We start from the raw sequence: 13,657 nt of genomic DNA, 5'->3' as shown, positions 1-13,657 counted from the left end.
AAACCTACCACGTCTGGGTTGAGGGCCATCCATCGCCGCACACTTTAAAGCAATGGCAACAGGGAGTATTGTTAGAAGGACAAAGAACCCTTCCCGCAGACATTTTTATCCTGAAATCGCATCCTAACCACCGAACATTATTAGAGATTGTTTTGAAAGAAGGACGTAATCGCCAAATTAGGCGAATCGCAGAGCAGTTAGGGCACCCTGTCCAAACGCTCCACCGTACTGCAATTGGTTCTATTCGACTGCAATCCGATAGTCAGCCTCACCTTGAAAGCGGTCGCTATCGCCCTTTAACAAGCTCTGAGATTTGTTTTTTGAGATCCCAAGTTAACCTAACATCGAAGAAGACGCTAAGCGTGGATGAGGAGTGCCGAGCATGAAAGATAAGACTCTTCAATTGAATAGAGAACAAGCGCGATTGTTGGCTGAAATTGGTGCTTACTTGCGCTGTCTTCGACAAGATCAAACATTGTCCTTAGAGGCGATCGCTGCTACAACGCTGATTCCTGTTCGGACTTTAATGGCGATTGAAGAAGGCAATGCCATCCAACTGCCCGAACCTGTTTATGTTCAGGGTTTTATTCGCCGATATGCGGATGCGATCGGGGCAGACGGCACGGAGATTGCCAACGCTTTTCCCGCTCAATCCGATTTAAGATCTCCTAAACCGACCTGGAGCAGCACCGTAGAAGCGCAGCTGCGCCCCCTGCACCTGTATTTGGTTTACATGCTGCTGGTCGCTGGCGCTGTGAGCGGATTGTCCTATGTGCTAAATCGCTCGTCTGCACAGGCGTTTCGCTATGCTAACTTGCCTCAACAGCCCGGAACAGGACAATTACCGACCCAAAAAGTTGAATTGTATGGTCCACCCTCGCCCAGTCAAAAAGCGACAGGTGGTGCGGCAGGCAAAGTAGCCGACAAAACAGCGACACCATCTCCCGCTGTGATATCTGATAAGCCAGTTCGCATTGGCTTGGCTTTGAAAGCTCAATCCTGGATTCGGATTGTTGCAGATGGAAAAATGGAATTTGAGGGTGTGCTATCGGAAGGTGCTCAACAAACTTGGGCTGCAAAACAGCAGATTACTGTGCGGGCTGGAAATGCTGGAGGAGTGCTAGTGAGCTATAACGAGAGTCCACCAAAGCTTCTGGGCGAACCGGGTACAGTCGAAGAAAAAACCTTTGAGGCTCAGTCTCAAGCCGAAGCGAATTTATCTGAAAGACCCATCGTTACAGCTTCTAACTTGCCCGGGCTCTAACCGTTTTGGTCAAGCACGGGTAGTGAGGATAGACGTTGTAGTTAATTGGCTGGAATCTGGTCAAACCCAGCTAAACCTGCCCTAGAACAGTGGTTTCCGTCTTCGAGAAACCTCTTTAATGGATGTTGCATACCAGCTTTTGAGTCCTCGCCTACACTGGAGGTATGAATGGCATTTATCCACTACCCACTGAGGTTGTTCATTTAATTGCGGCTGGGGAGGTCATCGACTCTCTCGCTGCGGCCATCCGAGAACTGGTGGAAAATTCCTTAGATAGTGGTGCCACTCGCATTACAGTTTCCATTTGGGCAGAGCAGTGGAGACTGCGAGTAGCAGATAACGGAATTGGGATGAATTGCCAAAATTTGAAGCAAGCTGCGAGTCCCCATAGCACTAGCAAAATTCGCGATCGCCAAGATTTGTGGAACATCACCAGCCTTGGGTTTCGCGGTGAAGCGCTGCATAGTCTGGCACAATTAGCCCAATTGCAGATTGCTAGCCGTCCATCATCGTTATCGTCTTCCAGTAATGCTGATTCAGGGCAAGCGAGTGAAGGTTGGCAGGTTACCTATGACACTCAAGGAGTGCCAGTTGAAATGGAACCTGTGGCGATCGCACCGGGCACCATCGTCACTGTGGATCATCTATTTGCCAACCTGCCAACTCGCCGCCAAGGCTTGCCCTCCGTAGCTCATCAACTCAAAGCGGTGCAAGCCATCATTTATCAAATTGCGCTGTGCCATCCCCAAGTGACCTGGCAAGTTCAACAAGGCGATCGCGACTGGTTTACCCTGTTTCCTGGCAGCACCGCTCGTCAAATTTTGCCTCAACTGTTGCGAGAAGTAGAGGTCAGCGATTTGCAAGAGATGGAGCAGACGTCGGGTGACGAGGATCGAATGTCAGGGATCAGGGATCAGGAGGAACAACTCCGCACTCCCGACTTCGCATTCCCAACTCCGCACTCTGCACCTTCTCTTTATCTTCTATTGGGCTTACCCGATCGCTGCCACCGTCATCGCCCAGATTGGGTGCGAGTGGCCGTGAACGGACGATCTGTTAACTTGCCGGAGATTGAACAAACAATTTTGGCGGCATTTCGGCGAACCCTGCCCCGCGATCGCTATCCGGTTTGCTTTGTCCATTTGCAGGTGACTCCAGCGCAGGTTGACTGGAATCGACACCCTGCCAAATCAGAAATCTACCTGCATCATTTAGATGACTGGCGTGATCAAATTACTGCCGCGATCGATCAAACGTTGCGTTTAAATCCTGATACGCTCCCAGAAACGCTCTATTCAGATCGCATTGGGCACCTACTTAAAACCGCAGAAACCGGGGGAGTATGGCAGACCTCGCAACCGTCAAGCAACTTGGAATCTGGAGACCAGTCAGCGTCCTCAACTCCTAACTCCCAAACCTCAATCTCCCTCAAAGCGCTTGCCCAAGTTCACAACACCTATATCCTGGCTGAACATCCCACTGGGCTGTGGCTGATTGAGCAACACATTGCCCATGAACGGGTGCTGTATGAGCAACTGTGCGATCGCTGGCAAATTGTGCCGCTCGAAACGCCCATTATTTTGAAGTCGTTAACCCCTGCCCAAGTAGAGCAATTGCAGCGGATCGGCATAGAGGTAGAACCCTTTGGCGATCAGTCTTGGGTGGCGCGATCCGCTCCTGCCTTGCTAGCGGCGCGATCGGATGGTGCAGAAGCGCTCATAGAACTCAGCTTTGGTGGTGATTTGCAAACAGCCCAAGTCGCAACTGCTTGCCGTAGCGCCATTCGCAATGGCACAGTGCTGTCTCATACAGCAATGCAAACCCTATTAACCCAATGGCAACAAACGCGCAATCCTCGCACGTGTCCCCATGGTCGCCCCATTTGCCTAACGCTAGAGGAGTCTTCCCTATCGCGCTTTTTCCGGCGACATTGGGTAATCGGCAAAAGTCATGGAATTCAATGAGTGTCGTAAATTTACAGTCAAATCGCAGAATGTGGGCTGCAAAACACTACACTAGGCAGTGGAACGATTACCTTTAAAGCATTGAGTTCTAGCCTTGCACTCGATCGCTGCGCGTGAGTCAAGGCTGCCAAAACTTTGCTTATTCTGTTCTCCTCCACTGCTTTGTATAGGAAAAATCAAGTTATGACAGAAACATCGGTTCGCTTTCCCATTGATTTGGGTGCTTATAAGTCAATAGCGCTAGACCCGACTAAACCAACCCTGACTGATGACGAACGGGAGGCATTGAAAGCAAATACTCAACTGTGCCGTGACGCAATTGTTTTCTTTACAGCAACCGGGGCAGCGCGGGGTGTGGGCGGTCATACTGGTGGACCTTATGATACCGTTCCAGAAGTGGTGATTTTGGATGCGCTCTTTCGGGGAGCGGCTGATCAGTTTGTGCCCATTTTCTTTGACGAAGCGGGGCATCGAGTGGGCACTCAATATTTGATGGCAGCGCTGCATGGGGAACTTCCGGTTGAGCAATTAATGCACTATCGGGAAGCTAATTCCAAACTGCCTGGACACCCCGAATTGGGCTTGACTCCGGGTGTAAAGTTTAGCTCCGGTCGTTTAGGGCACATGTGGCCTTATGTAAATGGTGTAGCGCTGGCAAATCCTGGTAAAGCAGTGTTCTGCTTGGGTTCCGATGGCTCTCAGCAAGAAGGAAACGATGCCGAAGCGGCGCGGCTAGCCGTGGCGCAACACCTAAATGTGAAGCTGATTATTGACGATAATGACGTCACGATCGCAGGTCATCCCTCCAAATATCTTCCTGGTTTCACCGTAGCCAAAACCCTGGCAGGGCATGGCGTAAAAGTGCTAGAAGGCGATGGCGAAGATATAGATAGCTTGTATAGTCGGATTCACGAAGCCATTAACACGCCTGGAACGGTGGCTGTGATCAACAAACGTCCTATGTGCGTTGGGATTGAGGGGCTAGAAGGCTCGACTCACGGGCATGATGTCATTTCCGTTGAGAAAGCGATCGCCTACCTAGAAAAACGCGGATATACCGATGCGGTTGCCGTGCTCAAAAGCATCGAAACGCCCAAAAATCCCTACAAATTTCTTGGCATTGGCAGCAAATGGGATTCTAACCGGAACGTGTTTGGCGATGCTGTTGTTTCCGTTCTGAGTCGGATGAGTGAAGCCGAGCGTAAAGAGAACGTGCTAGTGATCGATAGCGACTTGGAAGGCTCCTGCGGATTGAAAAAAATCCACGATGCCCATCCTGAGGTCTTTCTGCCCTCTGGCATTATGGAGCGGGGCAACCTCTCTGCTGCCGCTGGATTTGGGATGGCAAAAGGCAAGCAAGGCATCTTTGCAACATTCGCAGCGTTCTTGGAAATGTGCATTTCCGAGATCACCATGGCGCGGTTGAACTACTCCAATCTCCTTTGCCACTTCTCCCATTCTGGCATCGACGACATGGCAGACAACACTTGCCACTTTGGTATCAACAATTTCTTTGCCGACAATGGCTTAGATGATGGCTACGATACCAAGCTTTACTTCCCTGCGGATGCCAACCAGATGAAAGCCTGCGTTGAGTCAGTCTTTTTCAACCCAGGGCTACGGTTCATCTTCTCGACCCGTTCTAAAACGCCGATTTTGCTGAATGCTGAGGGTGGCGAGCTATTTGGCGACGGCTACACCTTCACCCCTGGCAAAGATGAAGTGATTCGGGAGGGCACCGCTGGCTATATCGTTGCCGTAGGTGATGCTGTTTACCGCGCTTTAGATGCCGTGGAGCGTTTGAAGCAAGAAGGAATTGATGTAGGACTGATCAACAAGCCAACTTTAAATGTGGTAGATGAAGAGGCGATCGCCAAGATTGGTGCATCTCCCTTTGTCATCGTGGTTGAAGCCTTTAACCGCAAAACCGGTTTGGGTAGCCGTTTTGGTAGCTGGCTACTGGAACGTGGCTTAACACCTAAATATGCTTACCTCGGTACTCACGAAGAAGGCTGCGGCGGTTTGTGGGAGCAGTTTCCCCATCAAGGCATCGATCCGGTTGGCATCATGGCAAAAGTGAAACAGCTTGTAGGCTAGGGATTGAGGTCTGAGTGCGGGGTGCAGAGGGCAGCATACTATCTGAGTAAAGCTGACTAAACTCACCTCGTAGGCTCCTAAGAGTCTGTCAATTTCAATTTGAGGGGTAAAGAAGTGAAGGAGTAGAGCTGTAGCAGTAAGTGCGGCTATACTCCTTCACTTACTTCTTTACCCATTTTTGTTTCACACACCACTACGCGATCGCGGTCTGATAAAAAACCTGCATCTCAGCAAACCATTGCTGGCGAGATGCTTCCCAAGTGTAAAACATGTGCCCACCGAGGTAATGCTTTAGCTTCAAGTTGGGGCGCAACTCTGGATTCAACTTCATCAAATCCGCCAAATGGTTTGAGGCAAAATAGGGCGTAACCAGATCAAAAAAGCCATGATTGATCGCCACCTGCATGTAGGGATTCAATGTCATCCCCACGCGCAAATCGTCCACTGCGCCAATGAAACCCTGTTTTAACTCGCCCTTGGGATCAAACGTCCAGGCTTTGAAGACTTCAATATTCAGCAGGTGATAGGTGAGGTCAGTTTCCACGCCCAAGGTATCCCGTAGATGGCTGTTGATGGCTCCTGTAAACAGGCGATCAATTCCATCCAGGGTCGGGTCGCTGCCTTCATACTGCAAGCGATCGGGAAAGGGATCGATCGCGGTCATCGCAGCATCATACAAACCTACAATTTTTTGCTGATCGCGCAGTAGCTCTCTGGCAAAAGCTTCAATCCCAATCCGTCCGGCTTGCCGCTCTACAAACGAAACAGGTAAGCCAATCAAGTCTGCGAGCTGCTGATAGGCGGTCTGCCGTTCATCTGGTGGCAGCGTGTCGCCCATAGCCAGCATGGGAATGAAAGTTTTGCGGGAAAATTGCTCTGCGGCGCTGATATGAGCTTGCAAATCGCCTGTGTTGCCTGCCCACTGAGCGCGATCGTGATGGGCTGCCGTGGCTGCAAAAGAGGGAATTAGCGTTGCCCAGCCCGTGAGGTTGTAATCGTTTGCGTCAAATAAACTGAACTCTAGGGCAGGCGAAATCAAAATTGCTCCAGAAAGCCCCACACCAAATTCTTGTTGCAGCTTCCGAGCAAGTTTTGCCACCCGAAAGCCCCCATAGCTTTCCCCCGCAATAAAAATAGGAGACAGCCAGCGCTTTTGCCGTGACAAAAAACCCTGAATGAATTCTCCCAGCGCTTTCAAATCGCGATCCACATTCCAAAAAGCCGCTTCTTTAGGCTTGTCGTTCTTACCTTCCGGCTTGTCACCAGGTTTTTCAGGGTTTTCTTTATCCGGCACTAAACTGCGGCTAAATCCGGTGCCAATTGGGTCGATAAAGACCAAATCGGTGAAGCTCAGCCAGCTTTCCAGATTATCCACTATCCGCACGGGTGGCTTGGGTAAGCTGCCGTTAGCGCCAAATGCAATGCGTTTGGGTCCCAAAGCTCCCATGTGTAAATAGGCAGAGGCAGCGCCAGGACCACCATTGAAAACAAAGGTGAGCGATCGCCGCGAGGCAGAATCCGTTTTTGCCAGATATGCAACATGAAATATCTCGGCAATCGGCTTCTCGTTTTCATACAGAGTTTGCCACTCGGCAGTTGCCGTATAGGGAATCTGGCGATCGCCTAAGGAAAGGATATGTTCAGTAGTTTTGCCTTGACGGGCGATCGGCGAGCTTGGGGTGTCGGGCATAGGATAAAAGGGAATGCTGAATGACTGCAACGATTCTAGTACCGCCTAGTCATTGATGGGAATGTTCTGTCTTTGAATAGCTCGATAGCTCTCAACGTCAACTGCTGTCAGATACCTAGGCCTGATTTTCGCTCGAGGTATGATGGGTGCTAAGCGCAAAGATGAGAGCGGTGTGTGGACAACAGCACAGAGTAACAATGAGCCGACTCTTGACATTTTCCCACGACCTAGGGCAACTGACTCAAAACCAGGAGCGATTTTCTCAAGATCAGGAGCGGTTCAATGAGCGATTTAGTAACTATCAGCAGGCGACGCAGTGGGTGGTGCAGTTAGCTTTTACCTTAATTGCGTCGGCAACGTTGACGCTGATTATTACGGTTGTTTTAAAACGATAGGAAAATCCTATTGCTAGCCGCTTGGATTATGGAGAAACGAGGTTTGCGATCGCCACGGGTGCAATCCTATCAGCAGGCTCAAATCCAAATACCTTGGCATAAAAATAGAACTCGCCATCCATTGTGCGCTTAATGTTCTCAGCTTTACGGAAGCCATGCTGCTCCCCTTCATACAGCACATAGGCAACAGGCAACCCTTTGGTTTTTAGAATTTCAACCATCATTTCTGCCTGATTAGGCGGCACAATTTTGTCTTCATCGCCTTGAAAGAAAATCACTGGGCAGTTGAGCAAGTGAGCCGAGTGGATGGGCGATCGCTCAATATACAGATTTTTCTGCTCTGGGTACGCCCCAATCAGACTATCGAGATAGCGAGACTCAAACTTATGGGTGTCTGTTGCCAACGCTTCTAAGTCGCTCACACCGTAGTAACTGGCACCTGCTTTGAACAAATCCCGAAAGGTGAGAGCGCAGAGAGTAGTGTAGCCGCCAGCGCTACCGCCATCGATCACAAGGCGATCGCCATCAACCTTGCCCTGTGCCGCCAAATATTTGGCTCCATTAGCACAGTCATCCACATCCACAATTCCCCATTGCCCATTCAGCCGTTCCCGATAGGCACGTCCGTAGCCTGTGCTGCCGCCATAGTTCACATCCAGCACCGCAAAACCGCGACTGGTCCAATACTGAATTCGCAGGCTGAGCATGGTGGAAGTGGCAGAAGTGGGTCCACCGTGGCTTTTCACCAGGAGTGGTGGACGCTCGTCGGTGGGAGCAGCAAAGTCTTGATTGTTAGGCGGATAGTAAAAACCGTAGGCTTCCAGTCCGTTTTCGGTAGGAAAAGCGATCGCCATGGGCACCGATAAATAACCCGAATCAATCTGCAATTCGCTTGATTTTTGTAGCACTTCAAACTGGCGAGTCGCCAGATCTAGGTGCACCAGTTCGCCAGATTGAGTTGCCGATCCTGCTTTAAACACCACCTTTCCTGGTGCTGCATGAATGCTGCCAATTTCAGAATAGGGCGTGTCAATCAGTTCCAGCGCTGTGGTCTGTGGATTCAAGCTGGCGAGGTAGGAAGCACCATCTTGGGTGTAGGTGCAAATAATTTGATTGGCAGATTCAAACCCGTAGGTAGACATACCAAACACCCATTGGGGCAAGCCAAATTCGGCTTCCATGAGGCACAGCGGCTCGATAGCCCCCGCCCAGCGATATAGGTTCCACCAGCCTGTGCGATCGCTGACAAAGTACAACAACCCATCCGGCGACCATTTGGGCTGAAAAATTGACTCGGTTAAACCACCCGCAATTTTTTGGCAGCCGGTCATGCTACCCTCAGCATCGAGGGTTCCTAGCCAAAGTTCTGTGCCATCCCAAGGCATATTGGGATGATTCCAGCTAATCCATGCCAGTTGTGAGCCATCGGGACTGAGGCAGGGCGAGGCATAAAAATCTTTATCGGAGGCGAGGATAGACTGCTCCCCTTTACCATCTAGACGAAAACTCACGATCGCATTCACGGCTTCGCCTTCGCTGTTTTCATCACCAGTGTGATCTTCCCGCACACAAATCATCCGATTACGCTGAGCATCAACCACGCCATCAGCATAGCGCCAGGGCAGTTCTGGGGTAATGGCAACGGGTTCGCCACCGGGCAGCTTACGATACAAGCGTTGGTCGGCAAAGTTGGAAAAGTAGACCGCGCCTTGATGCACCAAAAAGGCACCACCGCCGTATTCATGCACCCGTGATCGCACATTGAAGGGCGCTGGAGTGATGTCCGAGACTTGCCCTGCCGCAGTACGGCGCACTATGACATTTCGTCCAGCTTCCGTGGGTCGCTGTTCCGTCCAATACACCTCTCCACGATCAAGGCGAATTTCACCTAACCCAATCGTTCCTGCCACAATCAGATCTGAGGTGATGGGCGATTTCCAGGAGCCGTAAGGAGCAATATGAGGGGAAGTCATGTAGTCGGTTACTCGTGCGTCAATAGTCAACCTTGAGGATAGAGGGTTTCAGTCCAGGTTGCTAGTGCCTAGTGACATGTCAAACAATAAAGTGAATAAAGGGGTGAAGAGTAAGGGAGATCTACGCCTATGTCTTTACTCTTTTACCCCTTTACCTGCTTACCTGTTTAATTAACCAAAGCGTCCGCTTACATAGTCTTTGGTTTTCTGGTCAGCGGGTTTGTTAAACAGCAGATTGGTTTCGTTAAACTCCACCATTTCACCCAGATACATGAAGGCGGTGTAGTCTGAAACCCTTGCGGCTTGCTGCATACTGTGAGTCACGATCAAAATTGTGACCTGCTGCTTTAGGTCGTTGATCAGTTCTTCAATGCTAGCAGTGGCGATCGGGTCGAGAGCAGAGGTTGGCTCGTCGAACAGCACGATGTTGGGTTCCGTGGCGATCGCTCGCGCAATACACAAACGCTGCTGCTGACCACCCGACAAATTATAGGCAGGTTCCTTCAACCGATCTTTTGCCTCATTCCACAACGCCGCACCCTTCAACGCCTTCTCTACTTTTTCGTCGAGCAAGCTTTTTGCGGTCATGCCCTGCACTCTCAGGCCATAGGCAACATTTTCATAGATCGATTTAGGAAACGGGTTGGGGCGCTGGAATACCATGCTGACGCGCATCCGCACCTCGATTGGGTCAATCTGCTTCTCTAAGATATTTACCCCATCGAGCAAGATTGCCCCATCGTAGCGATTGCCGGGATACAAATCGTGCATTCGGTTAAAGCATCGCAACAGGGTCGTCTTCCCGCAGCCAGAAGGACCAATCAACGCCGTCACCCTGCGATCCCAAACAACCATATTGACGCTTTTGAGCGCTTTTGAGGAACCGTAGTAAAAGTCGAGATCTTTTACCTCCGCCTTGCGCTCCATCACAGATGAGTTGAGTACACTCGTATCTACCATTTGACTCCCTTCCGAAGACGATAACGTAAGTAAATTGCGAAAGCATTCAGCGTCAGAGTCATGAGAATCAGAATGACACCAGCAGCAGCAGCATTCACTTGAAACTCTGGCTGAGGACGAGAAACCCAGTTAAACATTTGAATGGGCAAAACCGTAAAGGGAGCCATTAACCACTCAAATGAAATAAACGGAAACTGACCTTTAACAGGAGCAGGAGGTAAAAATGCGATGAAGGTCAATGCTCCAATCGTAATTAGTGGAGCTGTTTCACCGATCGCCCGCGACAGACCAATAATGATACCTGTAAGAATGCTGCCTGAGGAATAGGGCAAGATGTGATCCCAAATCATTTGCCACCGACTGGCACCCAGCGCATAGGCAGCCTCTCTCAAACTGCTAGGAATCGCCCGTAAAGCCTCTCGCGTCGTGACAATTACAATCGGCAAGATGAGCAATGCCAGCGTTAAGCCTGCCGTCAAAATACTCTCACCTAGATTCAATATTGTCTTGAAAAGACCTAATGCCAGCAGCCCATATACGATGGAGGGAACTCCGGCTAGATTGGTGACGTTAATTTCGATCAAAGCTGCCAGCCAGTTCTTGGGAGCATATTCTTCTAGATACACGCCAGCGGCAACTCCTAGAGGAACCGCAATAAACATCGTGGTTAACATGACCAGCAATGAGCCAATCCACGCTGATAAGATACCCGCTTCGTTAAAATCGCTGCTCGGAAACGACGTAAAAAACTTCCAGTTGAGCCGGGGTAGCCCCTGAATAAAAAGTTGAGCAACCAATGCCAGCAAGATCAAAGTCGCTACCGAAATAACCAGTAATCCAAGCACCCCAAATAGCTTACTGATGAGTTGACGACGAGAGACAGATGCCCGAATCTGCTGTAAATAATTGCTTTGGGAAAATTCAGCCTGTGCCATATTAATAGGTTTCGCGGAAGCGTTTGGTCAGGAAGTAGCCAATAACGTTGAAAGTCAAAGTGACCAGTACCAGCACTAGCCCTGCCGCAAAAATAGTTTGGTACTCCAAAGTGCCATGGGGCAAGTCGCCCAAGCTCACTTGGACGATATATGCAGTGATAGTGGCGGCTGATTCCAATGGGTTGAACGTGAAAGTGGGCTGTAGACCGGCGGCGATCGCCACGATCATCGTCTCACCTACCGCCCGCGAGACACCCAGAATGAATGCCGCAATCACACCAGAAGCAGCAGCAGGCAGCACAACCTTTAAAGCAGTTTGCAAACGAGTCGCCCCGGTTGCATAAGACCCTTCCTTGATGTTCAACGGCACGGAACGCATAGCATCCTCACTAATTGAGCTAATTAGCGGCGTAATCATCAACCCCATAACCAGTCCTGCTCCCAACATGTTAAATCCAGATAGCTCAGCCGGAAAAACACTCGGGAAAATATTGGATAAAGGAGTGCCAACAAATGGGTATAACCATTGCAAAGCAGGAATCACAGTGAGCAAAGCAAAATACCCGTACACCACAGTCGGAATCCCTGCTAGCAATTCCAAAATGGGCTTGACCACTTCTCGAACACTCGGAGCAGCAAACTCGCTTAAATAAATCGCTGAAATCAGCCCCATCGGCAGAGCGACTGTCAAGGCAACAGCAGTCGTCGTCAGCGTTCCTGATACGAGCGGCAAAATCCCGTAGCCTGGTGGATCAAATAAGGGAGACCAGTCTTTACTGGTTAAAAACTCTATCAGCGAAACCTCCTGAAAAAACAGAACTGATTCACTAATAAGGATATACATGATGGCAACTGTTGTCGCCACACAAGAAAAAGCTGCTAAGAATAAAATGAACTCAATAAAACGTTCCTTCAGTTCGCGGGCTTTCTTCTTTTGGGTAAATTGAAGATCCTTACCAGAAGGCTTTAGCGGCTGAGCAGTCATAATTTTAATCTGTCAAAAAAGTGGAAAGCCAGCAAGAAACGTGCTGACTTTTAGAGCGATCGCGTTACTCAAATCAAAGGGGCGCACACTAGTGTGCGCCCCTTAACTAAAAATTGATTACTCTTTTAGTTGGCGGTTTAGTAGGTCATCCACCTTTAAACCCACTGCTTCTTCTCCACCAAAGATAGTGCCAGTTTTACTAGCGCTAAACCGCTTCGTGACCGCCGGGTAAGCCCTAGCAGGCAGACCTACATAACCAATGGAATCGGCAGTTCTGCCTGCGTTCTTGATGTAATAATCAACAAACTTCCTGACTTCAGGCTTCTTGGCAGCGTTGGTGCTGACATAGATGAAGAGAGGGCGAGACAAAGGGGTGTATCTACCGTTTTCTACGGTTTGCTCAGAAGGCATAACGCCGTTGACAGTAACGGCTCTGAGGCGGTTCTTGTTCGATTTGTAGTAAGCATAACCAAAGTAGCCTAAAGCGCCTTTATCTTTGGAAACACCCTGAACTAATACGTTGTCATCTTCGCTAGCCGTAAAGTCTTTACGGACTGCCTTGGACTTGCCATTGATCGCTTCAGTGAAGTAATCAAAGGTACCAGAATCTGCACCGGGTCCATATAGCTTCAAGGGTTGATTAGGAAAGCCAGCCCGAACATCTTTCCAGTTCTTAATGGTGCTGGTTGGTTCCCAAATCTTCTTGAGTTCAGCCGTGGTCAAATTCTTTGCCCAAGTGTTGCCGGGGTTTACAACCACAGTCAGTGCGTCAAAAGCAACGGGCAATTCAACGTATTTGATGCCTTTAGCAGCGCAGGCAGTCATTTCTTTCTTCAAAATGGGGCGAGATGCGTTGGAAATATCCGTTTCACCTGCACAGAACTTCTTGAAACCACCACCCGTACCGGAGATGCCCACTGTTACATTAGCGCCACCAGCTTTCTTAGAAGCTTCTGCAATTTTTTCAGTGATGGGGAAGACAGTGCTAGAGCCATCAATCTTGACGACAGAACCCTGAGAGTTTACAGCATTTACAGATAGACCGACCACTGCCGCTGTTACAGCCGCCGCGCTCACGATCGCCGTGAAGCGGTTAGGCACAAGCTTCACTTTGTCAAACACCATATTTATGCTCCAGAAAGTTAAATGTTCAGTAAGATCTTCATTGCTCACAATACTTTGTCAGGGTTAAGAGCAAATGATTTAAAGTTCAGTTTTGATTATCAAAAGGTTAAATTTAGGTAAAATCGTTCTTTAAAAGCTTCCTTTTTAAGAGAAAAATTTGCTGAAGCTGACAATTGCACGTAAGGAGATTACTCTTTCAGTGGTTTGGTTCATAAAGTTAATATTAGAAATGAATAGGGTCTTGGATTGAGAACTGAGTTCCCACTTTT

Annotated in this window: 10 protein-coding genes and 1 pseudogene; 5 read left to right on the top strand and 6 right to left on the bottom strand. The window is 49.4% G+C overall.

Annotation, left to right across the window (positions count from 1 at the left end):
- The 4 genes and pseudogenes from JOY44_RS31180 to JOY44_RS13410 all read left to right on the top strand — a co-directional run.
- Window positions 1–386: pseudogene (locus JOY44_RS31180) on the top strand (rRNA pseudouridine synthase); the annotation flags it as partial.
- Complete coding sequence (locus JOY44_RS13420) at window positions 383–1,264, top strand: helix-turn-helix domain-containing protein (RefSeq protein ID WP_171574226.1); 882 nt, start codon at window positions 383–385, stop codon at window positions 1,262–1,264. The pseudogene JOY44_RS31180 and the gene JOY44_RS13420, both read left to right, overlap by 4 nt.
- A gap of 164 nt (window positions 1,265–1,428) precedes the next feature.
- On the top strand, window positions 1,429–3,228 hold the full coding sequence (gene mutL / locus JOY44_RS13415) for a DNA mismatch repair endonuclease MutL (protein WP_171574225.1): 1,800 nt from the start codon (window positions 1,429–1,431) through the stop codon (window positions 3,226–3,228).
- 183 nt (window positions 3,229–3,411) lie between these two features.
- Window positions 3,412–5,325, top strand: a complete 1,914-nt coding sequence (locus JOY44_RS13410; protein WP_171574224.1) for a transketolase C-terminal domain-containing protein — start codon at window positions 3,412–3,414, stop codon at window positions 5,323–5,325.
- 193 nt (window positions 5,326–5,518) lie between these two features.
- Here JOY44_RS13410 and JOY44_RS13405 read toward each other — a convergent pair whose 3' ends face one another.
- Entirely contained in the window at window positions 5,519–7,015 is a 1,497-nt protein-coding gene (locus JOY44_RS13405) for a S10 family peptidase (RefSeq protein WP_171574223.1), read from the bottom strand.
- Window positions 7,016–7,212: 197 nt separating this feature from the next.
- Between JOY44_RS13405 and JOY44_RS13400 the strand changes: the two genes are divergently transcribed.
- A complete protein-coding gene (locus JOY44_RS13400) occupies window positions 7,213–7,410 on the top strand; it encodes a hypothetical protein (RefSeq protein ID WP_171574222.1) in 198 nt (65 codons plus the stop codon).
- 26 nt (window positions 7,411–7,436) lie between these two features.
- On the opposite strand, the gene JOY44_RS13395 is transcribed toward JOY44_RS13400, so the two are convergent.
- The 5 genes from JOY44_RS13395 to JOY44_RS13375 form a co-directional block, all read right to left on the bottom strand.
- Complete coding sequence (locus tag JOY44_RS13395; protein WP_171574221.1) at window positions 7,437–9,383, bottom strand: S9 family peptidase; 1,947 nt, start codon at window positions 9,381–9,383, stop codon at window positions 7,437–7,439.
- Between the two features lie 171 nt (window positions 9,384–9,554).
- Window positions 9,555–10,310: a phosphate ABC transporter ATP-binding protein PstB gene (gene pstB / locus JOY44_RS13390; protein ID WP_197985744.1), complete on the bottom strand. Its 756-nt coding sequence runs from the start codon at window positions 10,308–10,310 to the stop codon at window positions 9,555–9,557.
- Between the two features lie 26 nt (window positions 10,311–10,336).
- Complete coding sequence (gene pstA / locus JOY44_RS13385; protein WP_171574219.1) at window positions 10,337–11,278, bottom strand: phosphate ABC transporter permease PstA; 942 nt, start codon at window positions 11,276–11,278, stop codon at window positions 10,337–10,339.
- A gap of 1 nt (window position 11,279) precedes the next feature.
- Window positions 11,280–12,263, bottom strand: a complete 984-nt coding sequence (pstC, locus tag JOY44_RS13380; RefSeq protein WP_171574218.1) for a phosphate ABC transporter permease subunit PstC — start codon at window positions 12,261–12,263, stop codon at window positions 11,280–11,282.
- A gap of 117 nt (window positions 12,264–12,380) precedes the next feature.
- The gene (locus JOY44_RS13375; RefSeq protein WP_171574217.1) at window positions 12,381–13,388 is read right to left on the bottom strand and encodes a PstS family phosphate ABC transporter substrate-binding protein; all 1,008 of its coding nucleotides are present in this window, start codon (window positions 13,386–13,388) and stop codon (window positions 12,381–12,383) included.
- Between the last annotated feature and the right edge of the window lie 269 nt (window positions 13,389–13,657).

Source organism: Leptolyngbya sp. Cla-17 (genome assembly GCF_016807185.1).
Classification (GTDB): domain Bacteria; phylum Cyanobacteriota; class Cyanobacteriia; order Leptolyngbyales; family Leptolyngbyaceae; genus ULC077BIN1.
This window is presented reverse-complemented; position numbering and strand designations above follow the sequence as displayed.

What these genes read in the sequence shown, in the direction of transcription:
- JOY44_RS13420 (WP_171574226.1), top strand. Translation starts at nt 383, where the DNA reads ATGAAAGATAAGACTCTTCAATTGAATAGAGAACAAGCGCGATTGTTG.
- mutL (WP_171574225.1), top strand. Translation starts at nt 1,429, where the DNA reads ATGAATGGCATTTATCCACTACCCACTGAGGTTGTTCATTTAATTGCG.
- JOY44_RS13410 (WP_171574224.1), top strand. Translation starts at nt 3,412, where the DNA reads ATGACAGAAACATCGGTTCGCTTTCCCATTGATTTGGGTGCTTATAAG.
- JOY44_RS13405 (WP_171574223.1), bottom strand. Translation starts at nt 7,015, where the DNA reads ATGCCCGACACCCCAAGCTCGCCGATCGCCCGTCAAGGCAAAACTACT.
- JOY44_RS13400 (WP_171574222.1), top strand. Translation starts at nt 7,213, where the DNA reads ATGAGCCGACTCTTGACATTTTCCCACGACCTAGGGCAACTGACTCAA.
- JOY44_RS13395 (WP_171574221.1), bottom strand. Translation starts at nt 9,383, where the DNA reads ATGACTTCCCCTCATATTGCTCCTTACGGCTCCTGGAAATCGCCCATC.
- pstB (WP_197985744.1), bottom strand. Translation starts at nt 10,310, where the DNA reads ATGGAGCGCAAGGCGGAGGTAAAAGATCTCGACTTTTACTACGGTTCC.
- pstA (WP_171574219.1), bottom strand. Translation starts at nt 11,278, where the DNA reads ATGGCACAGGCTGAATTTTCCCAAAGCAATTATTTACAGCAGATTCGG.
- pstC (WP_171574218.1), bottom strand. Translation starts at nt 12,263, where the DNA reads ATGACTGCTCAGCCGCTAAAGCCTTCTGGTAAGGATCTTCAATTTACC.
- JOY44_RS13375 (WP_171574217.1), bottom strand. Translation starts at nt 13,388, where the DNA reads ATGGTGTTTGACAAAGTGAAGCTTGTGCCTAACCGCTTCACGGCGATC.